Source organism: Flavobacterium sp. Root420 (genome assembly GCF_001427905.1).
In the GTDB taxonomy this organism is placed as follows: Bacteria; Bacteroidota; Bacteroidia; order Flavobacteriales; family Flavobacteriaceae; genus Flavobacterium.
Genome location: NZ_LMEF01000023.1, coordinates 517144 through 542348, shown reverse-complemented (window position 1 = coordinate 542348; position 25205 = coordinate 517144). Strand labels below are relative to the sequence as shown.

The 25205-nt window shown below is 33.9% G+C and carries 19 protein-coding genes and 1 pseudogene; 15 read left to right on the top strand and 5 right to left on the bottom strand.

The genetic code is table 11. The annotated features are described in order from the left end of the window. Positions 1 to 38 precede the first annotated feature (38 nt). Positions 39 to 2495 carry a glycoside hydrolase N-terminal domain-containing protein gene (locus tag ASC72_RS14380; protein WP_056191990.1) on the top strand — a complete coding sequence of 819 codons (2457 nt, stop codon included), beginning with the start codon at positions 39 to 41 and terminating at the stop codon, positions 2493 to 2495. A gap of 61 nt (positions 2496 to 2556) precedes the next feature. On the opposite strand, the gene ASC72_RS14375 is transcribed toward ASC72_RS14380, so the two are convergent. Both ASC72_RS14375 and ASC72_RS14370 read right to left on the bottom strand, forming a co-directional pair. Beyond that, the gene (locus ASC72_RS14375) at positions 2557 to 3252 is read right to left on the bottom strand and encodes a LytTR family DNA-binding domain-containing protein (RefSeq protein ID WP_056191869.1); all 696 of its coding nucleotides are present in this window, start codon (positions 3250 to 3252) and stop codon (positions 2557 to 2559) included. Further along, the gene (locus ASC72_RS14370; RefSeq protein WP_241775707.1) at positions 3249 to 4895 is read right to left on the bottom strand and encodes a histidine kinase; all 1647 of its coding nucleotides are present in this window, start codon (positions 4893 to 4895) and stop codon (positions 3249 to 3251) included. Before ASC72_RS14370 ends, ASC72_RS14375 begins: the two co-directional genes overlap by 4 nt. A gap of 124 nt (positions 4896 to 5019) precedes the next feature. On the opposite strand from ASC72_RS14370, the gene ASC72_RS14365 reads away from it, so the two are divergent. After that, a complete protein-coding gene (locus ASC72_RS14365) occupies positions 5020 to 7392 on the top strand; it encodes an outer membrane beta-barrel family protein (protein WP_056191867.1) in 2373 nt (790 codons plus the stop codon). Positions 7393 to 7402: 10 nt separating this feature from the next. Here the strand turns inward: ASC72_RS14365 and ASC72_RS14360 are convergent, their stop codons facing one another. Continuing rightward, positions 7403 to 7885, bottom strand: coding sequence for a hypothetical protein (locus ASC72_RS14360; protein WP_131725819.1), 483 nt, complete (start codon positions 7883 to 7885; stop codon positions 7403 to 7405). 180 nt (positions 7886 to 8065) lie between these two features. On the opposite strand from ASC72_RS14360, the gene ASC72_RS14355 reads away from it, so the two are divergent. The 4 genes from ASC72_RS14355 (at position 8066) to ASC72_RS14340 (ending at position 12695) form a co-directional block, all read left to right on the top strand. After that, positions 8066 to 8413 carry a hypothetical protein gene (locus ASC72_RS14355; protein WP_056191862.1) on the top strand — a complete coding sequence of 116 codons (348 nt, stop codon included), beginning with the start codon at positions 8066 to 8068 and terminating at the stop codon, positions 8411 to 8413. 172 nt (positions 8414 to 8585) lie between these two features. After that, entirely contained in the window at positions 8586 to 9077 is a 492-nt protein-coding gene (gene msrA, locus ASC72_RS14350; RefSeq protein WP_056191860.1) for a peptide-methionine (S)-S-oxide reductase MsrA, read from the top strand. Between the two features lie 185 nt (positions 9078 to 9262). Continuing rightward, a complete protein-coding gene (locus ASC72_RS14345) occupies positions 9263 to 10222 on the top strand; it encodes a YheT family hydrolase (protein ID WP_056191858.1) in 960 nt (319 codons plus the stop codon). Positions 10223 to 10496: 274 nt separating this feature from the next. Continuing rightward, positions 10497 to 12695, top strand: a complete 2199-nt coding sequence (locus ASC72_RS14340) for a DNA/RNA non-specific endonuclease (RefSeq protein WP_056191857.1) — start codon at positions 10497 to 10499, stop codon at positions 12693 to 12695. A 20-nt stretch (positions 12696 to 12715) separates the two neighbouring features. On the opposite strand, the pseudogene ASC72_RS24535 reads toward ASC72_RS14340, so the two are convergent. Further along, a pseudogene (locus tag ASC72_RS24535) lies at positions 12716 to 12808 on the bottom strand (AraC family transcriptional regulator); the annotation flags it as partial. A 28-nt stretch (positions 12809 to 12836) separates the two neighbouring features. On the opposite strand from ASC72_RS24535, the gene ASC72_RS14335 reads away from it, so the two are divergent. From ASC72_RS14335 to ASC72_RS14310, 6 genes are all read left to right on the top strand, one after another. Continuing rightward, on the top strand, positions 12837 to 13817 hold the full coding sequence (locus tag ASC72_RS14335) for an aldo/keto reductase (protein ID WP_056191854.1): 981 nt from the start codon (positions 12837 to 12839) through the stop codon (positions 13815 to 13817). 279 nt (positions 13818 to 14096) lie between these two features. Further along, the gene (locus ASC72_RS14330) at positions 14097 to 14714 is read left to right on the top strand and encodes a TetR/AcrR family transcriptional regulator (protein ID WP_056191852.1); all 618 of its coding nucleotides are present in this window, start codon (positions 14097 to 14099) and stop codon (positions 14712 to 14714) included. A gap of 54 nt (positions 14715 to 14768) precedes the next feature. Further along, positions 14769 to 16100: a TolC family protein gene (locus ASC72_RS14325; protein WP_056191987.1), complete on the top strand. Its 1332-nt coding sequence runs from the start codon at positions 14769 to 14771 to the stop codon at positions 16098 to 16100. 12 nt (positions 16101 to 16112) lie between these two features. Next, positions 16113 to 17204, top strand: coding sequence for an efflux RND transporter periplasmic adaptor subunit (locus ASC72_RS14320; protein WP_056191850.1), 1092 nt, complete (start codon positions 16113 to 16115; stop codon positions 17202 to 17204). Between the two features lie 10 nt (positions 17205 to 17214). Continuing rightward, the gene (locus ASC72_RS14315) at positions 17215 to 20274 is read left to right on the top strand and encodes an efflux RND transporter permease subunit (RefSeq protein ID WP_056191849.1); all 3060 of its coding nucleotides are present in this window, start codon (positions 17215 to 17217) and stop codon (positions 20272 to 20274) included. A gap of 224 nt (positions 20275 to 20498) precedes the next feature. After that, positions 20499 to 21245 (top strand): ThiF family adenylyltransferase, encoded by a 747-nt coding sequence (locus tag ASC72_RS14310; protein WP_056191847.1) that lies wholly within the window; start codon positions 20499 to 20501, stop codon positions 21243 to 21245. Positions 21246 to 21428: 183 nt separating this feature from the next. Here the strand turns inward: ASC72_RS14310 and ASC72_RS14305 are convergent, their stop codons facing one another. After that, positions 21429 to 22193, bottom strand: a complete 765-nt coding sequence (locus ASC72_RS14305) for a response regulator transcription factor (protein ID WP_056191845.1) — start codon at positions 22191 to 22193, stop codon at positions 21429 to 21431. Between the two features lie 327 nt (positions 22194 to 22520). Between ASC72_RS14305 and ASC72_RS14300 the strand changes: the two genes are divergently transcribed. The 3 genes from ASC72_RS14300 (at position 22521) to ASC72_RS14290 (ending at position 25015) form a co-directional block, all read left to right on the top strand. Next, entirely contained in the window at positions 22521 to 23186 is a 666-nt protein-coding gene (locus ASC72_RS14300; RefSeq protein WP_056191843.1) for a hypothetical protein, read from the top strand. Between the two features lie 202 nt (positions 23187 to 23388). Next, positions 23389 to 23727: a hypothetical protein gene (locus ASC72_RS14295; RefSeq protein WP_056191841.1), complete on the top strand. Its 339-nt coding sequence runs from the start codon at positions 23389 to 23391 to the stop codon at positions 23725 to 23727. A gap of 151 nt (positions 23728 to 23878) precedes the next feature. Next, positions 23879 to 25015, top strand: coding sequence for a hypothetical protein (locus tag ASC72_RS14290; RefSeq protein ID WP_056191839.1), 1137 nt, complete (start codon positions 23879 to 23881; stop codon positions 25013 to 25015). The last annotated feature ends 190 nt before the right edge of the window (positions 25016 to 25205 follow it).

Genomic DNA, 25205 nt, shown 5'->3' with positions numbered 1-25205 from the left:
GCATTCATCATTTTATGCTCAAATTAAATATCAAAAACATGATCAAAATTCGCTTGTTTTTTTTGCTGTCATTATTTGTTTCTATAGCCTATTCGCAAGAGGATTTAAAGATTCATTATGACAAACCTGCAACTTTTTGGACTGAAGCGCTTCCGATAGGCAATGGTAGACTTGGAGCAATGGTCTTCGGAAAAGTTAATGAAGAACTCATACAACTTAACGAGGCAACGCTTTGGAGTGGCGGACCCGTATCTAAAAACGTAAATCCAACTGCATTTGAGAATTTAGCTCCTGTAAGACAAGCTTTAATCGCTGGCGATTATGAAAAAGGATATGAACTTACAAAAAAGATGCAGGGCGTTTACAGCCAGAGTTATATGCCTCTGGGAGATTTAGTGTTGAAACAAAATTTAAGTGATAATCCAGTATCAGCTTATTATCGCGATCTTAATATGGAAGATGCGATTGCAACTACAATTTTTACTGTTGATGGGGTAACTTACAAAAGAGAAATTTTTGCCTCAGCTCCCGGTCAATGCATTATTTTAAAACTGACGGCCAGTGAACCTAAAAAACTTTCTATTAATTTAAGTGCTAAAAGTCAGCTCCATTTCAAAACAGCGATAAAAGAAACTTCTTTGTTTTTAAACGGAAAAGCGCCTTCAAATGTTGATCCCAATTATATAGATTATAATAAAGAGCCAGTAGTTTATGATGAAAACGGTTGTAAAGGGATGCGTTTTGAATTAATTGTAAAGCCAATAATTAAAGACGGAACAATTAGTGAAAAGGATAATAATCTGGAGATTAAGGATGCTACAGAAATTGTGATTCTAGTATCGGCGGCAACAAGTTTTAATGGTTTTGACAAATGCCCTGATAGTGAAGGCAAAGATGAAAAAAAACTGGCAGAGGGCTATCTGGCTAATGCGGTTTCAAAAAACTATGATCGTTTACTTAAAGATCATCTCGAAAATTTTCATTACTTTTTTAATCGTGTTTCTTTAAATCTGAACGAAAGTGAAACAAAGAAAACAGCAATAGCGACAGATAAGCGATTGGAAGATTATTTTAAGGGAGCCAAAGATTCGAATCTTGAAATGTTATTTTTTCAGTACGGAAGATATTTATTGATATCATCCTCTCGCACGAAAGAGGTTCCGGCCAATTTACAAGGAATATGGAATAAGGAATTACGACCACCATGGAGCAGTAATTATACGACGAATATTAATCTACAAATGAATTATTGGCCGGTAGAAACAGCCAATTTATCAGAGTTATTTTATCCGCTTGACGGCTTTATAAAAAATCTGACAGTGACAGGAGCTGAGACTGCAAAAGATTATTATCACGCCAGAGGCTGGGTGGTACATCATAATTCAGATATATGGGCGCTAACCAATCCTGTGGGCGATTTGGGCAAAGGGGATCCCATGTGGGCGAACTGGTATATGGGTGCCAATTGGTTAAGCAGGCATTTATGGGAACATTACCAGTTTACCGGTGATAAAAAATACTTAAAAGAAGTTTACCCTATTTTAAAAGGAGCAGCTGAATTTACATTAGACTGGCTGCAGGAAGATAAGGATGGTTATCTGGTAACAATGCCTTCAACTTCGCCTGAAAACCGGTATTATTATGATGGAAAAAAGAAAGGCTCCGTAACAGTTGCTACTACCATGGATATGGGGATTATTAAAGATCTATTTGGTAATATTACAGAGGCTTCGGATATTCTAAATACAGACCAGGATTTTATAAATACGATAAAAAAAGCCGATCAGAAATTATTTCCGTTCAGAATTGGCAGTAAAAAACAATTATTAGAATGGTATAAGGATTTTGAGGAAGAAGACCCTCACCACAGGCATACTTCGCATCTATATGCGTTGCATCCTGCAAACTTAATATCGCCTTTATCTACCCCAGAATTAGCGAATGCGGCCAAAACAACTTTAGAATTGCGTGGCGATGATGGAACCGGATGGAGTCTTGGGTGGAAAGTAAATATGTGGGCGAGACTTTTAGACGGAAACCATGCTTATAAATTATTTAGGAATCAGCTTCGACTTACTAAAGAAGGAGACCGTAATTTTAATAAGGGCGGGGGAGTGTATGCTAATCTTTTTGATGCTCATCCTCCATTTCAAATCGATGGTAACTTTGCTGCTACTGCGGGAGTAATAGAAATGCTTATGCAAAGCCAAAATCACGAGATACATTTATTACCTGCCTTACCAGACGCATGGGAGGAAGGAGCAATAAAAGGCATCGTTGCAAGAGGCAACTTTATAGTAGATATCAGCTGGAAAAAAGGTAAGCTTAGTTCATCAAAAATTACGGTTAAAGAAGGAGGAAACTGTGTTATACGATATATGGAACCTTTTAAAGTGGAGACCCTTAATCTTAAAAGTGAAAAAACAACGATGGGATATATAATTAAGTTTAAAGCAAAAAAAGGAAAGTCGTACGTAATAAAACCAGCTTTATAGCTATTGTCGCATCTAAATGAATAAGATTTTTAAAAAGTAATATCCTTTTGTTTGTTAAAGGTTAAATCAGTTTATGCCTGATTTCTTTATATTTTGAACGGCCGACTGGCAATAATTCACCATTTTTAAGTAACATATTGTATCTGCCGCCGGCTTCTACAACAAGTTTATCAGCCTCGTTCCAGCAAAGGATATAGGATTTATGTATTCGCTCAAATTGGGGCGGAAGCAATTTTTCTAATGATTCTAAAGATTTATCATGCAGTTCCATACGCCCATCTGACAAATGCAGTTCCGTATAAATTCCGGCACCTTTAATATATTTGATATCCTTAATCGTTATAAGTTTAATGCTTTTCCCTTTTTTTACTGCCAAAAACTGAATATTTCCGTTTGATTGTTTTTCTGGTGTTGTAAAGCGCGTAAAAGCTTGTCTCAACCTGCTTTCATCAAATGGTTTAGGTACGAAATCCAGTACTCCATAGTTAAATGCACTAATTGCTTTATCAGTATAAGCTGAAATAATAATGGTTTGAAAAGATTTAACCACAACACTTTGAAGAATTTCAAAACCATCTTCTCCGTTTAAATTCAAATCCAGCAATAATAAATCGATCGGGTGCTGTTCAATAGCATGCAGCCCATTTTCAAGTGAATCACAAAGTAAAATCTGTACCTCTTTGTCAAAGAAATTTCTTGTCATTCTTTCTATACGTTTGGCAATTCGGGCCTCGTCTTCAATAATCAGAATCTTCATTTTTTATCAAAAATTTTAATAGTTGTCAGCCAGCCTTTTTCCACTTGATGGGAATCAAAAAGCCAATTGTCACCGAAACTTTCATTCAATCTCGCTTTGATGTATTTAAAACCGGTACCGTTACTGCCTTCTTTCTTTCTGTTTCGGTTTTGTGCGATAGTTAAGAGCGAATATTCCTTATGGTTTTTCTCTTTGGTAAAACTCAGGCAGAAAGTAATACAACCTTCTTCTGGCGGTAAACTGTGCGTAATTCCGTTTTCTATAATAGTATGAAAAATAGCGGGTGGAATTTCTTCATTCTCATCAATGTTTTTTTCTTGCCATTCATAACAAACTTCTTTACGAAAAGCCATTACCTGCAAATGCTTTTGACATAATTCTATCTCTTGTCGGATAGGAATGAGTGTATCTTCGGCAATAGAATTCATGATATCAAACTCGTCTGCCAATGCACGAATAAACACAACTCCTTGTTGTGGTGATTCTTCGACCCAATCTATCAATGAAGTAAGTGTATTGCGAAGAAAATGGGGTTGTATGTTTTTCTTTATCAGCTCCAGTTGTAATCTTGATGATAACAGCAAAGATGCGTTATGAGCCTCTTCTATAGATTTGGTTCGAATGGCATGTAAATAAAGCATGGAAAGGACAATAATAGTAAAGGTGATAAATAATCCAAAATCATACACCAGAAAATAATTAACTATTGCACTGATAAGTAAACCTACCATTACAATAAGTCCTCCTTTAACTTTTCGAAATACTGCGTTGATTGCTATCAGCATAGAGGCAAGCCACATGATATAACTAACACGCATAGCGGTAATATCATAATGTCGGTAATTTAAAATATAGATCGCGATGAGAGTTAGAAGTAAAAGCACTAAAAACAGCCGTTTTTTTTCAAAACCAAATTGCAGCATAAAATACCATGGAACCAATAGCGCAATTGCAAAGGTAAGCCAGCCAATAATCTCGAGCCGGAGATAAAAACTGGTATATGGAATAGGGATATAAAACTTCACATATTCTATAATCAGAAGGCTGAAGAAAAACAGGCAGATTATGCCAAAAAGTAAAACCGTTATTTGTTTATGGCTGTTATTGATGTACAGAAAAAAATAATAAATAGCTGCAGTGAGAAAAGCTCCCGCCATAAGATTCATAAAAGACATAATGATAAGAGGTGCACGAAGAAGCTGCAGATAGCTTTCTAATTTCACATCAATACCGCGCTGTTCATCCCCAAGATGAGATTGTGTTCCTTTTATGGTGACAATATGCTTGCCTGTATTGGACCATTTTTCGGGTATTTGATAGTAGGTTGTTTCTGTTCCCAGTACTTCAGCACGACCTGATTTCGCCATTACTCCATTACTACCCAGTAAAATGCCATCCCAATAAACATCGAAAGCGCCAAAAGCATTAACTTGTAAACCTAGTGGCTCAGACTTGTTTTCGCGTTTCAGCAATGCTACTTTTATTTGAACTTTAAAAATTGAATCTCCGGATTCTCCCCGAAAATTTTGTGGCGGTCCATTACCTATCCAATAAATTGGATCTGATTCCACGTAATCAACATCCTGTTTACAAGATGTAAATAAAAGCAGCAAAAAAACGATAAAAAAGGTTAGGCGATACATAAGATAAAGGTATAATAAATATCAAATAAAGAAATGCATTTCAAAAGGTCTTAGAGCCATTGGAATGTTTTAAAGAGCGTGATTTTGTTTTATGAGGTAATCTTGTACTATAAAACCATATAATATGAAAGCCTTAACAACCAGTATTTTAATTTTATTTATTTCTCTTTTTGCTAACGCACAGCAAACTACTGTTTCCGGTAAAGTGCAGGATAAAACTAGCAAAGAAAAATTGCCTTATGTAACCGTAACGGTAAAGGACAATGCCTTAAAAACAATATTGGTTGGCGTTACTGATGATCTTGGGGTTTTTAATTTAGAAGCACTACCTTCTGGTAAAATGACGATTTCTTTTAGTTTTATTGGATATCAAAATTATAGTCAGCCATTAGAAATTATTTCCGGTAAACCAAAAATAGAATTGGGCATTATTAATTTATCTACAGATGCCGTACAATTAAACGCCGTGGAGATTACGGGTCAAAAACCAAGCATTAGCTTAAAACTCGACAAAAAGGTTTTTGAGGTTGGTAAAGATGTACTTTCGCAGAATGGTTCTGCTCATGATGTTCTAAATGGCGTTCCTTCTGTAGCGGTAAGCCCAACTGGAGCAATAAGTCTTCGTGGCAATAGCAGTGTTTTGGTTCTTATCAACGGACGTCAATCGGGTTTAACCCAAAGCAATGCGCTAGATCAAATTGCCGCCGACCAAATTGAACGTATCGAAGTAATTACAAATCCTTCATCGCGATATGACGCTTCGGGTTCGGCGGGAATCATCAATATCATCTTAAAGAAAAACAAAAAAAGTGGTTTTAGCGGTCAGGTACGATTGGTAGCGGGTTCACCAAATGATAGCCGCCTTAATCCAAGCATCAATTTTAAATCAGATAAAATTAACATCTTTTCAAATTTTAGTATCCGTTCTTCTGATTATGTTGGCTTATACACCACGAATCAGTCAACAGTTAATAATGGTACACCAACTTTTCTGAATCATGTTCAGAACGAAGACCGCCACGACGATGGTAAATTGATTTACCTTGGCGCTGATTATTTTATTGATGAACATCGCACGGTTACTACCGCTTTTTTAAAGAATGCAACACGTGATGATGACAAAACCCGTTTGTTGTACGATTATAGTTCCAACAATTCAAAAGACAGCACTCTAACAAGAAAAGGAAAATCATTAGAAAAACGAGATTACAATCAATTTGAATTTAATTATACACAAACCTTTAAAAACCCAACAAAAAAATGGACCATTGATGTTCAGTATGATTGGTGGAACAGCGATAAAAACTGGAATCTTTCAACACAGCGTTTATATCCGGATCAGTCGGTTTATCCCGGTATTAGAACAAGCTCAATTGGCAATAGCAGGGATTTGCTTTTACAAACTGATTTTATTCAGCCCATTGATACTGTTTCGGTATTTGAATTCGGAGTTAAAACGGAAATTCGTAAAGTCTCCAGTGCATTTTTGGCAGAACAGGAACAAGATAATATCTGGACTATTTACCAAAATATCGACAACGACTTAAATTATAAAGAAACCATTGCGAGCGCCTACGTACAATACAGCAACAAAGCGGGAAAATTTAATTATATGATGGGACTTCGTACAGAGTTTACCCGAATTTCTATTGAAGACATTCAAAACACGTACAACGACGAGAAAAAATATGACAAACTATTTCCGACCGTTAATCTGAGTTATAAGTTTGAAGCTTCGACTTTACAGTTAAATTATAGTAAACGTATTAATCGTCCTTCGTTATATGCTTTATATCCTTTTAATGAATTGACAGATTTGAATTCGCAATACATTGGCAATCCAGATCTTAATCCTTCCTATACAGATGTTTTTGAACTGGGTTTTCTTAAAACATGGAAAAAACTTACCTTAAATCCTTCTGTTTATTATCAATGGGAAAGTGGTTACATTCAGGATTTTACTTACCGTGGAAATGATATATTTTATACAACACCAATTAATATTCAGCATGAAATACGAAGTGGTGTTGAACTTTCGACTCTATACAATTCGCTAAAATGGCTACAGGTAAATATGGAAATGAATTTTTATCATTTTTCGCAAAAAGGAAATTATCAGGACGAAAACCTTGATTACGAAGGGAAAACTTTTACAGGACGTTTAAGCACACAAATTAAACTGCCGGCAAAATTTAGTTTTCAGGGGCGTTATAACTTTCGTGGCTCACAGCAAAATGCACAAACGAGAAACAATGCCTTGCAATCATTGGATTTTGGCCTGAGTAAGATCTTATTAAAAGAAAAGGCTACAATTGTATTTGATGTTACTAATGCTTTCAACTTACGCCAAAATAAAAGTACTACAACCGGTACAGATTATTATTTTGCTGAAAACAGTATTCCCAACGCTGCCCGCTACAGATTAAGTTTCGTTTATCGTTTTAACCTCACGGATCCGAAAGGAATCAGACAAGCCAATAGTGCTAATCGTAAGTAATATCTGGGAATTATTCTGTTTTATTCTCAAGTTCTACGGTAAATTTACCAAAATAAGGCTCGTCGGCCATTAGCGAATGTCCAATTACTATAATATGATTTCCTTTTTGTTTGAGGTCGATATTTAAGTCCGTTCCAAATGGACCATCTGAGGATTTATCGGGAAAAATAATTTGGTTAAAACGGATGTTTCCTTTGCCAGTGGTCGGAACAATCTTTCCTTTTAACTCGCCTAAATTTTCATTTTTGAATTTGAGATACACTTTCGAATGAATAGAATCTAAAGAACCTTCAGCTATAAATAAACCTTTTTCATTCTTGAAATTCATAAGGATAGTGTCGCCAATTTGTTTGTTCTCTTCCTTCTGTTTTATCTCTACTTTATTTTCCTTTGTAAGAATTGGATCTGGAGATTGAACAGGAGTTGTGTGATTTTCTTTTTGTTGACATGAAAAAAAGAAGATTGATAGCAAAAGCATTAAAGAATTTTTCATAATGATATTTTTTGTAAACAGATCAAATTTAGTTGTTTTATGAACATGCTTTGTTATATAATAACATTGAGATTTTGCAGGATCCAAATCCGGAGATTTATAAAACATAATGAGAATTGTATAAAATTTTACACCATCATAATTTTAAATTTGAAGCATTAGGAACTAAAAAATATTATTATGAAAGCGTTATTTAAATTAAAAATTGTCCTGATTATTATAATAGCAGGATTTTTATTTTCATGTAAGAATAATAAAGATGGGTATAGTGATGAAATTGATACCAGTAAAACTCCTGTCGACACAGTTTCAGCAGATACCACAAATATAAATAATGGTCCAAATACAACGGGTACATCAGCCCCGGGAAAACCTAACGCTTCGGGTACTAGCACCACGGGCACAGGAACAGGTCCCGGACCAAGTGCAAAAGACGGTTCAGCTTATGATATTTCATCACAAACTAAAAAAGATACCACTAAATTAGGAGCTAAGGCTTTAAAAAAAGAAAAAAGAAGCAAAGAATAGTTTTCGATGCTTCTTTTTGTTATTTGGTTTTTATATTCTGTTATAAGTGTTAATTAACTGCTGCTCCCATTAAAAAAAACAAATAATAAACTAGTATCTTTGATAGTAAACTAGTAATAAATTACAATTGCGCACAAGGACAGGCAAGTCCGTATTTTTTAAATAATAAATTATGGAAAATTTGAAGAAAGCTTATATCGCCGGAGGATGTTTTTGGGGTATGGAAGATCTTTTTCGTGTACGCCTGGGAGTAAGGGACACAGAAGTTGGCTACATTGGAGGTCAAAATGATAATCCAACTTACGAGAATCATCCGGGACATGCTGAAGGCATCGAAATTACATATGACAGTAATGAAACTTCTTATAAAGAATTATTGGATTATTTTTTCAGAATGCATGACCCGACAACTGTAGACAAGCAGGGAAATGATAGAGGATCAAGTTACAGATCAGCTATATTTATTCAAAATGAAGAGGAAAAACAAATTGCTGATGAAGTGATTAACATCGTCGACCAGTCAGGCAAATGGCCGGGTAAAATTGTTACTACTCTGGAGCCTTTTACTAAATTTTGGACAGCAGAAGAATATCATCAGGACTATCTTATTAAACATCCAAATGGATACACCTGCCATTTTGAAAGGTTTGGCACTTTCTTATAAATTTTCATATTGAATGAATGTTTTGCCAAAGCACCCACAATTAAAATCCTCAATCAATAATTTGATGGAGGATTTTTAGTTTAGGAAAAAAATGGTTTTGGAGTTGAAATAAAAAAAGACAGTTTTAAATTACATATTGATTGATTTCTTAGCTTTGTATAACGCCACCAAAAACTTTTCGGATCATGCCAGTAATTGAACAATCAGAATATAATTTTCCTTCGATTATGCATCGCAACAGGCATATTTCTACTATTTATGCTGCTTTGTTTAAAAAGTTTGACGTTCCGGGATATACAAGAGAAAAGCATGAGTTGAGTGACGGAGATTTCATCAATATTGATTTTATTATAGATGATCCTAAAAAAGCAGTGATTTTATGTCATGGTTTAGAAGGAGATTCCCGCAGAACTTACAATAATAGCTGTGCGGCTTATTTTCAGCAGAAAGGTTTTTCGGTTTTCGCATGGAACAATCGTACCTGCGGAGGAGAAATGAACCGTCTTCCAAGACTTTATCATCATGGTGCAGTTGATGATCTGGATGAAGTGGTTCAGTTTGTTTTGAAAAAAGGATTCGAAGATGTCTATTTAATCGGATATTCAATGGGCGGTGTGCAGCTCCTGAATTATTTTGGCTGGACAAAAATAGATGAGCGCATAAAAGCAGGAGTTTCCATTTCGGTTCCAACTCATATTGCAACAAGTGCTGCCATACTTAAACAAGGCTTTAACAGAGTCTATTTAAAGAATTTTACAATTGATATTAAAAAAAAGCTGAAATACAAAGCGGCGCAATTTCCTGATTTTATAAACCGTGATCAAATTGACAAAATTTCTTCTTTTGATGAAGTTGATCATTATTTTACAGCGCCATTGCATGGTTTTGCCAGCCGGGATGATTATTATCAGCGTGTTTCTCCGGAATTTTCCCTTAAAAATATTACCACTCCGGTTTTAATCATTAATTCTCTGGATGATCCTTTTTTAGGTGAAAGATGTTACCCCAGAGCTATAGCTCACGACAGTGCATACGTTTACCTTGAAACTCCTAAATACGGGGGACATTGTGCTTTTCCTTTGCGTAATTCAATGTATTCCTATGTAGAGAAAAGGGCGTACGAGTTTTTCAAATCCTACATATAGCCTTTAATAAGCTTTTCTTCACCATTTCCAGGCTCATAAGTTTTTAAGTTTAATTAAATAAATTAGGTATAACTACTTGATTATTATTTAATTAAACTAATTATATTTGGTGGGATAATAAAATTAAAATAGATGAAGACATCATTACGTAGAGTTTTTAAGCTTTAATATTATAAGTAAAGACTGAGAATTCTTTATTACTTATGAGCTTAAGAAAGACTCAATGACAGTATAAAATTTAAGCGTGCATACTTACCTAAAAACAATCTCTGTTATGCTAAAAGTATCTAAAAATCAATTACAAAAAGAAACCAATCAGGATGTTACGGACACGTTGGGCTTGTCTACAGCACCTGATGAAAGTTTAGAAATTGCTACAGCAACCGGTAGTAGTGAAAACTCTGGTATAAGCAACTCAATACCTTCAGTTACTCCTGAGGAAAATCAAAAAAGAAAAGAAAACAGGAAGGATATGATTGCTTCTAAAGCAGCTGAACCTGTAGATTTTGCTTATGAAAGAGCCATAGGAAATAATGATTCTTTGTATAGTAATTTTATTGAACTAATTGCACTTACTAAAAGAAAGGTAGCCCGGATAGTGATTAAGGAAAACGATAAAAAAGTAGGTTTTGCTACTGGTTTTATGGTGTCTAAAGAACTTATGCTTACCAATTGGCATGTTTTTCAAAAGAAGGATATGGCAACAAGCAGCGAGGCACATTTTTTTTATGAATATGATAATTTAGGACATCCTATTGATCCGGTTATATTTAAAATGGATGATTCTAAATTTTATAATAACAAAGAACTCGATTATTGTTTTGTAGGATTAGCTCCTAAGGATGCAAACAATGAATATTCCTTAGAAGATATTGGTTATTTATATCTGGACAGGCTTATAGGTAAAATTGGAGAAGTGGGTGTTGAGAAACTTAATATTATCCACCATCCTTTGGGAGATTACAAGCAGTTGTCTATCAGAGAAAATTTGTTTGTAGGTATTGATGATATCAAAATTTACTATGAAACAGATACAGCGCAAGGGAGTAGTGGAAGTCCCGTATTTAATGACCAATGGCAAGTAGTAGGGCTGCACCATAAAAGTATAGCCAAAATGACTGAAGATGGTAAGTATTATCTGGATAGGGACGGTAATATAATCCCCGAATATGATGGCAAAATTGACATTACTAAAGTGGTTTGGCTTAAAAATGAAGGGATAAGAATAAGTACGATTTTAAAGCATGTGAAAGAAGAAAATCCAAATGACCCTATAATTACAGCGATTGAACAATTACCCCAAAAGGAAACTCTAACATTCTCAACAAATGGTAAATTGTTAAATGACACACCATTAAAAAATCTGGAAAAACAAAACATCATGGAAACCAATACGAGCAAGAATATAATAATAAGCGTCCCTGTTGATGCTCTAAACAGCGAAAATAGTATAGATATCAGTCTGTCAACTAAAAAAATAGCTACTACTGTAGCTATAGAACCACAAAAAGGAAATAGTTCCAGTAATGAATTACTTTTGGAAGCAGCTAAAATAAGTAAAGAAGATGCTATTGATTTTAGTTCCTGCCGTGGTTATGTTTCTGATTTTCTGGGAAAAGACAAAGATGTTCCCTTGCCAATGCCACAATCTGGAAGTGATATTGAGAAAGAAATAGCCTTGCTTAAAGATAAATCAATGGTACTAAAGTATTTTAATTACAGTCTTATTTTTAATGCTGTGAGAAGAATGCCTTTGATCAGCGCAGTGAATGTTTCGGGGGATCCGGCGCTGCGTATAGATGATAGCGACCGCAGCGATGACTGGTTGCGTGATGCGAGAATTGATAAAATGTGTCAGCTGGATGATAAATTTTATGTTCATTCTAATTTTGACAGAGGACATATGAGTCGCTATCAGGATGCCAAGTGGAATATCCCTGCCTCAAAAGATAATGAGTTACGCAACGGTATCTATACCTGTTTTTATTCCAATGCCTGTCCACAGGTGCCAGGACTAAATCGTGCACCCGGAATTTGGGGAAAACTCGAAAAAGCCGTGTTGGAAAAAGGAGTTAAAAAACAAACGGATAGTGACGAAATTAAAATGAGTGTTTTTAACGGACCAATTTTTAATAAAAAAACCGACAGAATATTTAGAGGAGTAAGAACGCCTATGGAATTTTTTAAAATAATTGTATGGTTGGATGATGATGATAATTTAAAAGCAACAGCCTTTAAATTATCACAAAAACTACTGCTTGGAGATATCGATTTTGATGAAAGTTTACTATTGGATATAGAAGCACTCGACATAGACAAGGTAGTAGAATTTAAAAATTACCAATGTAGTGTTAAAAGTATAAGTGAAGCCACCGAGATTGATTTTAAAGGACTTGAAAAGTATGATACTTTTGTATCTGAAGACGGTTTAGATCATCTGCTATTAAGCGATAAAGAATCTATAGTTGTTTAAAATTTCAATTGAATGTGTTACTGTGCTGTTTTGCCAGTTTCTTTTTTAATTAAATCACCAAAATAATTTGGAGAAAGATGTAAATGATCCGCAAAATACCCAACAGATGGAAGATAGAAATTTAAATAAAAAATTGAAATCATGGAAAAGAGAATATTAGGAGCACAAGGATTAGAAGTTTCTGCATTAGGATTAGGCTGCATGGGACTAAGCTACGCTTATGGTACTGTGATTGAGAAGCAGCAAGCGATAAAGATAATCAGAGAAGCGTATGAACAAGGAATCACCTTTTTTGATACTGCCGAAGCATATGGAATTGAGAATGAAGAGTTGGTAGGAGAGGCTTTAAGTCCATTTAGAAAAGAAGTTGTTATTGCTACAAAATTTGGTTTTAAAGGAGGAAACGCTTTTAACGGACAAGATAGCAGACCAGAAAATATCAGGGCAGTTGCCGAGGAATCTTTAAGAAGATTAAAAACAGATGTTATTGATTTATTCTATCAACACAGAGCAGATGAAAATGTACCTATGGAAGATGTGGCAGGAACGGTTAAGGATCTTATACAGGAGGGAAAAGTAAAATATTTTGGACTTTCAGAAGCGGGTGTTGAATCTATTCGCAAAGCACATTCGGTTCAGCCTGTAACAGCTTTGCAAAGTGAATATTCAATTTGGTGGAGAGAACCTGAATTAGAAATTTTACCAACACTCGAAGAATTAGGAATTGGTTTTGTACCTTTTAGTCCATTAGGGAGAGGTTTTTTAACGGGAGCAATTACTGAAAATACAAGTTTTGAAAGTACTGATTTCAGAAATAATTTACCTCGTTTTAGTGAAGATAACAGAAAGGCAAATCAAAAATTAATTGACTTGCTATCCGCAATTGCTACTCAAAAAAATGCCACTCCCGCACAAATTGCATTAGGTTGGCTTTTAGCGCAAAAACCATGGATAGCACCAATTCCGGGAACTACAAAATCAAACCGATTAACAGAAAATATTGAAGCAGCATCAATTCACCTAACTGTGGATGATGTTAAAAAAATTGACGATGCTTTTTCTCAAACCACAATACAAGGAGATCGTTATCCCGCTCATCTTCAAAAAGCGGTAGGGAAATAAAAATAAAATCAGGAGCAACAAATAAGTTATTATAGTTATTGTAGTTATTGTTGATGCCGGATCTATTGGTCCGGCAATTGCTTGAAGAGTTGATTCCGGAAAATAGATTTTTCCGGCTGATCTTCATAAGGAAAAATTAGTGATGCAGCTGTAAAAGTTCTATTTAATGCAGGTTCTGAAGTGAGTACTGAAGGCTTATTTTGTCTAAATTTATATTATTGTATAAAAAATGAACGTTGTTCAATAAAATGTTGTATGTTTGCAAAATAAATTTAAGATATGAGTACAGGAGAAAGAAAGGCACGTGAAAAAGAAGCTTTGAAAGCGCTGATTTTAAAAGGAGCCAAAAAGCTATTTCTTGAAAAAGGTATAGAACAAACTACTATTCGAAACATAGCTGATGAAATTGATTATAGTGTAGGTACTGTATATGTTTATTTTAAAGATAAAAACGCCATTTTGCATGATCTGCATTCTATTGGTTTTGATGAATTAGGAGGGTATTTTAAAGACTTGTTCACCTTAGAAGATCCAATGGAAAGAATCCGAAAAATGGGATTTATGTACATAAAATTTGCTTTGGAAAATCCGGAGATGTACGATTTGATGTTTAATGTAAAAGCACCAATGGAATTTTTGGAAAAATCTGAAAATGAAAATTGGGATGAAGGTGCCAATACTTTTAATTACCTTAAAAAAACAATTGAAGAATGTATCAATAAAGGGCATTTTAAAGGGCATAATGTTGAACCACTTTCGTTTATGATTTGGAGTTTAGTACACGGTATGTGCTGTCTGGAAATTCGTCAGAGAACCAAGGGAGTGAAATTTACTAATCCTGATACTATTTTGTTTGACGGATATAATGAATATTTAAAAATAATAGAAAAACTTTAATTTTTTTGGCTAAAAAAATGAACAACGTTCAATTTAAAAACAATGTATAATAAAATGAAAATAATAGTAAATTTTGCAATAATCTGTTTTGGATATCTGGGATATTCACAAAGCAGGCTGGACAGTTACATACAAACTGGACTAAAAAATAACGAAGTAATTAAGCAACATAACTTTGATATTAATAAAAGTATGTATGCCTTAAAAGAAGCGAGATCCTTGTTTTATCCAACGGTTTCCTTAAACGGAAGTTATACTAAGGCAGAAGGCGGAAGGACGATTGATATTCCGATAGGTGATATGCTGAATCCGGTGTACAATACCCTGAATCAAATCACAAATTCTAATGCATTTCCAGCTTTAGAGAATCAGTCTGTTTTAATTAATCCGGATAACTTTTATGATGCTAAAATTCATACCACAATGCCACTGCTGAATTATGAAATTATCTACAACAAAAGAATTAAAAATCAGCAGACTTCATTACAAAAAATAGAACTGGAAATTTATCAGAGGGAGTTAGTCAAGGAAATAAAAATAGCCTACTACAAATACCTCCAGTCGGTTGAAGGTATTAAAATTTATCAGGATGCTTTGGCATTGGTCAAGGAAAACCAAAGGGTTAATCAAGCGTTATTTAAAAATGATAAAATAAACCGTACCGCTGTTTTAAGAAGTGATAATGAGGTAATACGAATACAGGCAAACTTAGAAACGGCAAAACAAACCAGCAATAATGCCAAATCTTATTTTAATTTTTTATTGAATGAAAAATTGGATACAGCAATAGAAACAGATCAAAGTGAAGCCTTGCCAATTGAAGCTCTTTCAGAAAACACCCAAAACAGAGAAGAACTCCAAAAACTTACTCAGGTAAAAGAAATAAACGATAATGTGAGCAAACTTACGCAGTCGTATTGGTTTCCTAAAGTGAACGGTTTTGCAGATTTTGGAATTCAGGATTTTGATTTTGAAGTAAACAAACAGTCCCGTTATTATTTTGCCGGAGTGGGTTTAGAATGGAATATTTTTTCAGGAAACAAGAATAAATTCAAACTCAAACAAGTAGAAGAAGACAATAAAAAAATCAGTTCGCAGATCGATAATGTAAAACAGCAGTTACTTCTTCAGTTTCAGGTTTCCCAAAATAATTTAAAATCAACATTGGAACAATTCTATGCAGATAGAAACCAAAAAGAGTCAGCCAAAAAATACAACGACGATATAACAAAATTATACAAAGAAGGTCAGGCCATATACATAGAACTTCTGGATGCGCAAAACCAGTGGGTAAATGCTCAGTTAAATACCAATATAGCCTTGTATAATTCCTGGATTGCCTTTGCAGAATTAGAAAGGGCCAATGCAACTTTTACTTTTAACTAAATAGAAAAAATCATGAAATTAAAGATTAACGAATACCTAAAAAATAATTTTACACTTGTGAGTAAAAAAACAATACTAATAAGTTTTTTTGTACTTCCTCTTTTTTACGCGTGTAAAGAAGAAAAAAAAGAGCATACACCATTCGAAACTGCTGATATTATTCCGGTTAAAACAGCAACAGTCCAATCTTTGGCACTCACAAATAATATAAGTGCATCTGGTTTAATAACTACAGAAAATCAGGCCAATTATGGTTTTAAAATAGGCGGTGTTGTAAAGCGTATTTATGTAGAAGAAGGGCAGTTTTTCAAGAAAGGTCAGCTATTGGCGTCTTTAGATGAAACCGAAATTAATGCGGGTTTAAACCAAACAGATTTGAACGTAAAAAAGTACGAACGCGATTACAACCGCGCCAATAATCTGTATAAAGACAGCGTATACACTTTGGAACAACTTCAAAATACGAAAACAGGGCTTGATATTGCTAAAAAGCAGAAAGATGCCGTTGCCTTTAATGCTCGTTATGCTAAGATTTATGCGGTTGCCGATGGTTTTGTAACTACTAAAATAGCGAACGAAGGCGAAGTAGTGGGAGCAGGATCTCCAATTTTAGCTATCAATGAAACCATCCAAAACAATAATTATTTATTAAAAATTGGTTTAACAGACAAAGAATGGGCATCAACTAAAATAGGTCAGAAAGCAGTTGTTACCCTCGATGGTTATCCAGACGAACGTTTTGATGCTTCTATTTTTAGAAAGTCTCAGGCGTCAGATGCTGCATTAGGCTCTTTTCAGGTAGAATTGAAACTGAATATGAAAAAAAGTAAACCAGCAGTAGGTATGTTTGGCAAAGCAGAAATTAAAGCCGAAACGGCCGAAGATTTTATTATCATTCCATATAACTCGCTTATTGAAGCCGATGGAGATAAAGCCTTTGTGTTTTTAGTAGAAAATAATAAAGTAAAACGTCAGCCTGTTACGATCAGTAAATTTGAAAATAACAAAGTATTTATAAAAGATGGTCTTCAGAAAACGGATCAGATTGTGGTATCTAACAGCGCTTATCTAAACGAACAATCAACGATCAAGATCATTAAATAATCGAAACATCATGAAGATTACAAACTTTGCCGTTAAAAATTATCAGTTTACACTGATCATATTTCTGCTAGTGTCAGTAGTAGGATATCTTACCCTATTTTCGATGCCCCGCGCAGAAGATCCTTCGACTCATCCGCCGCAATATTTAATTACGGTTATTTATCCCGGAACGAGTCCAAAAGATATGGAGGAACAAGTCGTAAAACCAATCGAGAATAAAATTTACGGACTTGAAAACATAGATAAAATATTAACTACTGTAGAGGATGGAGTAGCCGCTTTTCAGGTTAAATTTAAATATGGAGTAGATGTTGATAATAAATATCAGGAGATTTCTACTGAAATGAATGCGCTTAAAAGCAGTGAACTCCCAAAAGACATTTATCAGATTAAAACAGAGAAAATAGCCTCTTCGGATGTGAAAATTCTTCAGGTTGCCTTAGTGTCAGAAAATGCTTCTGACAAAAAACTGCGTGATGAAGCAGATAAACTTAAGACAAAATTAGAAAAAATTACCAATCTTAAAGATGTAAAATATTCGGGGATCCCAGAGCAGGAAATTCGTATTGATCTGCAATTGGATAAATTGGCACAATTAAAAATTCCTTTAAATGTTGTAATGGGGAGTTTGCAAAGTGAGGCTGCTGACATTCCCGGGGGAAGTATTGACCTGGACAGCAAAGTCTTTAATGTAAAAACAAGCGGTAAATTTAAAAACGCCGAAGATGTTGCCAATACGGTTATTTATAATGCAAACGGAAAAATTGTCTACATGAAAGATGTTGCCGACGTTGGCTATAAATCTCAGGTTGTAGATCATATTACCCGTGTAAACGGACATCGATGTGTACTGGTGACTGCCGGAATGAAAGATAATGTAAACATTACTGATGTTCAGAAAGAGTTTTTACCAATAGTAGAAGAATTCTCAAAAGACCTGCCTCAAAATATCAAGCTGGTTAAAAATTTCGACCAGGCAAATATGGTATCACAACGTTTAGGGCATTTAGGTTTTGATTTTGCACTTGCCATCGTTTTGGTAATCATTACTTTATTGCCATTAGGATTTAGAGCCTCCGGAATCGTGATGATATCGATACCATTGTCTCTGGCACTGGGTCTTATTGCCATGAATGCATTTGGCTTTTCTTTAAATCAGTTAAGTATTGTAGGTCTAGTAGTTGCTTTGGGGCTTCTGGTCGATGATAGTATTGTGGTGGTAGAAAACATCGAGCGATGGCTTAGGGAAGGACATTCTAAAATGGATGCCGTTTTAAAAGGAACAAAACAAATAGGACTTGCTGTTGTAGGATGTACTGCGACACTTGTGATTGCTTTTTTACCACTGGTTTTTCTTCCTGATGTTTCGGGTGAATTTATCAGAAGTCTGCCAATGGCAGTTATTACAAGTGTATTGGCTTCTATGATTGTAGCCTTGACATTAGTACCATTTTTAGGAAGCCGATTTTTAAAAACACATGAGCATGCTGGTGGTAACATTTTTCTTCAATATCTGCAAAAATTTCTAACCAGATCGTATAGAGATATAATGCCAAAAGCATTAAAATATCCAAGAACAACTATTGCCATCTCTATAGTATTAAGTATTACTGCTTTTGGATTGTTTAAAGCCACTGGTTTTAAGTTATTCCCAACTTCAGAAAAACCAATGTTTTTAATTAATATAAAACTGCCTCTTCAGGCTAATATATCAGAGAGTGACAGGGTTACAAAAATTATCGAAGCAGAGTTGAAAAATCATAAAGAAATTGTGTTTTATACCGCCAATGTTGGTAAAGGAAATCCGCAGATTTATTACAATGTGCATCCTCAGGATAGAAAATCTGATTTTGCCCAGATATTTGTTCAATTGGAGGATGAAGCGAAACCTTCGGATAAAACAGCTTTGATTGAAAAATTGAGAGATAAATTTAAAACAATGCCTTACGCCAAAGTAGAGGTAAAAGACTTTGAACAAGGAACGCCTTTGGAAGCAAATATTGTAGTGCGTTTATTTGGCGAAGACCAAAAAGTTTTGCGTCAGCTTTCGTCTGAGGTAGAAAATATTTTGCGAAACCAGGAAGGAACTGTCTATATCAATAATGAACTAAATACCTATAAAACTGATGTCAAAGTAAAAATTAATAAAGAAAAAGCAAGAACACTCGGTGTGTTGACAAGCGAAGCTGACAAAGTAATTCGCCTTGCTGTTGCCGGATTAACTGTTGGTGATTATATAGACGATCGTGGCGATGCAAGAAATGTAACACTCACATTGCCAAGAAATAAATTCTCAAATCTTGATGCACTGAAAAATTTATATGTAAATAATATTCAGGGCACCCCCGTATCACTTAATCAGATTGCAACAATTTCTTTTGAAACTTCGCCCACAGCGATTAATCATTTTAATAAATCACGTTTTTCAAAAGTAACGGCGTTGTCAGCAAAAGGATATTATGCTAATGACCTTTTGGTTGAAATTATCCCTAAACTGGATCAATTAAAAATGCCAAAAGGATATTATTACAAGCTTTCAGGAGAAAAAGAATCTGAAGGAGATGCTCTTGGAGGCAATTTTCTGGCAGTTATTATTTTGAGTACATTCCTTTTCATTGGTGTATTGCTACTACAGTTCAAAACTTTCAAAGGAATTATAATTGTACTTTCCATTATTCCGTTAGGGATTTTAGGAGGTGTAGTATTATTGCTTATTAACGGAAGTCCTATGTCACTTGTAGCGATAATTGGTTTTATTGGTCTCTCGGGAATTCAGGTAAAAAATTCACTGCTTTTGGTAGATTTTACCAATCAATTGCGTCAAGAAGGACATTCAATTGATGAAGCAATTGCTATTGCAGGAGAAACTCGTTTTCTGCCCGTAGTACTAACTTCTATAACAGCAATCTGCGGACTTATTCCTCTTGCGCTGAACTCTAATCCACTAATTGCACCATTGGCAATTGTATTAATTGGAGGCCTTATAAGTTCTACCATTCTTTCCAGAATTGTAACACCAGTAATGTATAAATTAATGCCTCCAAGCATCGAAAATGAGAATGCAAATTAAATAACTAATCATTATCTTATATAAAAACAAATTAAGTTCATATTGTTATTAGAAATGCAAACCTCCAAAGTCATTGATTTTGGAGGTTTCTCATATTTGATGAGGTTTTTGCTATTTTTGTACGTGTCTAAATGTACGTATGCAGGCTACGTGAACAAGAGCAGATCGTAAGAAAGTTTTGATTTCAACAGTTATTAAAATAGAATTAGTATAAAAATAGAAATATGGATCAAAGGAATATTAGAAATAGAATTTATATTACCCCTCAACAACAAGAAATAATCAAAAACACACCCATACTATTAGGCGGAGCAGGTATCGGGAGTGTAATTGCAGAATGTTTACTGAGATTGGGTTTTGAAACCCTTACCATAATTGATGGCGATGTTGTCGAATTATCCAATTTAAACAGACAAAACTATACTGAAAAAGATATCTCTAAACCTAAAGTAGAAGCACTTAAGGAAAGATTGCTTTCTATTAATAATGAGGCAAAAATCACGACTTATAATTGTTTTTTAACTCCGGAAAATGTTGAAGAATACATAAAAGATCATAAAATTGCGATCAACGCTTTGGACTTTACTTCAGATGTGCCGCTTTTGTTCGATTCTATATGTCAAAGTAGAAAGATTCCGGTACTACATCCGTATAATTTAGGATGGGGCGCATTGGTACTGGTAATTTCAGAAGAAGAAGGATTAGATGCCCTAAAGAAATCAGGTGAAAAATTTACCGAAATCAATGTTGTCAATTATGTTTTAGAATATATGCAATATTGGGAAAATCCTCAGGAATGGCTGGAAAAAGTCTTGGACGAATATATAAAAGAAGACAAAAATCTTTCTCCTCCGCAGCTTTCTATTGCATCTTGGCTAGTTGCTGGTTTGTGTACCAATATTGCATTTGATATCGCGGTTAATAACCGTATAAAAGTATTTCCGGAATTTTATTTGACTAGTATCAAATAGACCATTTGAGAGATCTGCCTATTTAGATTTGTGATTCTTTATAAAATAATTTCTTTAAAAGCTGCATTCAAAATTTGATTTTGAATGCAGCTTTTTTGTTATAGCAGAAAAAATGAAGGAATATACACCTTTACAAAAGATACAATTGCCTTAAAATTTTTTACAAAAAAATGCCAGACAGCATTAAATCAGTTTATTACTAGTAGCAAAAGCAATGGCTTCTGAAATATTGGTTACGTCTAATTTCTCAAAAAGTTTTCGCCTGTGAAATTTTACAGTATCTGGCGAAATAAATATTTCTTCGGCAATTTCATTTATAGTAAAACCGCGTGTTGAAAGCTGTAAAATTTCTTTTTCTCTTTTAGACAAAGCTATTTTCTTGGAGTCTTCCCATCGGTCAAGCTTGAGATTATAATTATGAACCATATTTTCTCCGTTTTTATGTATTTTAATATTACCGGCTTTGCGTTCAGACGATAATGAAATAATACATATTGCTTTCCATATTTTTCCGGTACTGGTTAAAAAAACAGGAGTAAGTTTTTGATTGATTAAAATCAATTTTCCTTCCTGGTTTTTTAAATGAAAATCATACGAGATGGTGTACAGAATTCGATCCTCTATTGGTGTTTTATCGTAAAAATCAAACCCCACTGAATTAATTTTAAGCAATAATTCTATATCAGATTGAGGAACATGCTTAAAATAAAAAGCATAACCCATTTCTAAAACTTGCTGAGGCGTATTACCACACAGAAATAAAGGGTTATCTGAAACATATTCAAATCCCTGTTCCAAATAATTTATAACATATAAGCTGGTATAAGTTGCTCTTGCAAATGCCTTAATTGGCTCTATATAATCGAATTTATATATTCTTTCTTCATCTGTCAAGCTAAAAATCGTATTCCTTGAATCAAAAAATGAATTCAAATCCTGGTCTTTCATCTGCTTAATTTTTATCAAATTTACCCATTTTTTTTTATGTATGAAAAAAGTACATCAATCTTGTATAATAACAGTAATACTTATTGATTATCAAATCCTTATAAATGGTTTTTAATTTAAAAACAATGTAAGATTTTCTCGGGCTATTAAATTCAGGTTTTTTTTCATCGGATTTATTTCTCTTAATCTATTTTTTTATTGTCAAAAAGCAGTTCCTGTTTTTTTAGTGTAGTTTATTGAATTTTAGGTAAATACTACTATTTAGTGTAGTAAAATAAAGTAATATGAAAATTAGATTTGTTACGAACCAAAATGAAATAAACCCCAATGACAATTACTCAAAATTACTTAGAAAGATTAGAATTAAACCAACTTACAGAATTAGCCAAATTTGTAGTAGAGGAAAACTTCAATCATCATTGTGAAAATGTAAGTGCAAAAGAAATCATTTCAGACACTCAGGAAGTGTATGATGAAGAATTAAATTATTTCAAAGATTCTGAAATTTTTGTAGCCAAAGATTTTTCAGGAAACATTCAGGGATCAATCAGGGTGATTAAATGGGATTATAAAACAAAATTACCACTTCAGAAAATTTTTAATATCGATCCATTAAGTTATAATTATTCACAAAAGGCTTCGCCTGTATGGCATATTGGCCGATTTGCTACCAAAAAAGATGTAAAAGATAAAACACTTTTTAGAAAATTAATGGTGTGCGCAATTGCTCCCATATGCGAACAAAAAGATGGTGTCGTATTTGCAGAATGCGACAGCAAGCTTTTAAGAATAATGAACCTCCTTGGTATAAAAGCAGAAGTCATAGGAGCTTCTATAAATTACCTGGGTTCTGAGACCATACCGATAGCCATGAATTACGCTGGCTTAGAGGAGTTTTATTATAACAATAAGTCACTGGTGACATCTCAGTCTATCAATAAAATGTCCAATCAAACATTTCAAAACAAACAGTATGAATATCATGTATGTTAATACCGGCTTTAGTATAACAGGTAATTTCTAAAACAAGGTTGTGTGGAGTACTAAATTTAACCATTAATTCCACTACAAATGATAAATGAGATGATAAGAAGTACTACACTAGATTGGTCTTCTCCTGATATTTTAATCAGATAGCGATATAGACAGCATGATTTTAGCACAGATCAAAATAAAAATTTAAATCGTAAAAAAGATGATTTTAACAGAAGAACAAAAAAAAGGGCAAAATGTGTTTTTTAGCATAATTGCAGAGGCTTGGGAAAATGATGATTTTAAAAAATCATTGATAAAAAATCCCGAAAAAACATTAGAGATTTTTTTTGGAAGAAGCCTGCCAACAAGGAAAAAGATAAAGGTTACAGACCAGTCTGATCCGGAGTTTCTGTATATCAATATTCCTATAAAAATGGAGCCAGAAGATCAGGAGCCGGAGGAAAAAAAAATAGACAATTTTAGCTGTGGCACCTCAACAGGATCTGCGGTTACAGACTTTGAAAGTTTGTATGATTCGTTGCGGGGTATTTATAGGTAATATTTTTAAAATATTGAAAACAAGAAGTTTATCGTGCTGAAACATTTTCGGGTGGACAAAAAAGAAATTGTTGAATTAGGTACTTATTAAGAATTAATGCAGCAGGAGGGCTTATTTACACAACTGGCTAAACGCCAAATTTCGTAAAATCATGAACAATTTAATTACTTTAGAACTAGTCGATCACGAGGTGTCGATTGGTTTATCCCCTGAACTTAAGGCCTATCTTTTTAATAAGTTTATTTTAGATGATGTTTATGCAGTTTCGACTACTGATGATACTGGCATTCAATTCTGGGAAGATTTACTGAATGCTTCTGAAAAAAAAGACATTTTTACGCTGTTAAAAGAATGCTATCCACAATTGAATTTTCTAATCGAAAAAGAAATAGATAAAATTGAATTGTACAAAAATGTTGTTTTAAAAGGAAAAACCGATACTATCAAATTAACAGCTTATCTAAAATTAGAAGATGCAAAAAACATTAGTTTAGAACTTCACCAAAGTGTTGCAGGTAGAATTCCGGTATTAATCGTTCCCAATAAAGAAGATTTTTTAAAAATTCTACAGTCTTTACTACATAAAAATAATCCGGTATCCATTCCGCCTTCAATAGGGGCGGTGTTGTTAACAGACCTTAATAACCGGAAAAGATTAAATAATATCAAAAAAAACTGGTTGCAAAATAATCCTTTGGGCGATTGGAATACTAAGTTTTCAGATAATATTATGTCTAATAGATCTTTATACAAAGACAAATTCATCATTTTAAGCACAAAACCGTACAGTAACGTTACAGCAAGTCAATTGGGACTGACAGAAGATGTCTGGACTTATTATTCCGTTTCGATTCGGAAAGAACATGAGTTTACCCATTTATATACGCTCAAAAAATACGGACACGCTGCTAATAATCTGCATGATGATTTAATAGCCGATTATATAGGAATTACTAAAACAATCTGGAGCTATAATAAAGCCTGGATGCTGACCTTTATGGGATTAGAAAATTATCCTCATTATAGAGAAGGCGCGAGGTTAGAAAACTATGCAAAAGAAAGCAAGTTGTCTGAAGCTGATTTTAGACAATTAATTATAATTGTAAAAAATGCTATAGAAAACATTGCCATTTTTGATAAAAATCTGGGTAAACTAAAATCAATTAAGGATCAAACGTGTAGAATCGATGCACTTTGTGAAATAGGATTAATCGATTTGTCATCATCTAATGGAGCCGACTTATTGATTGAAATTTATTATGAAAATTTTTATCAGACACTATTCTAATATTTACAAGAAGAATTATGGGGTTAAGCACTGATATAACAAAAGCTCATTCCGCTAGAAATGAGCTTTTGTTATATTTTAAAAGCAGCAAACTTTTATAGTTGGAAATTGATCCATTTAACGATAAGATTATGAAAGAATATTTGCCAACCAATTCTGCAAATTTTCTTGTGTTGCCTGGACCTGAAAA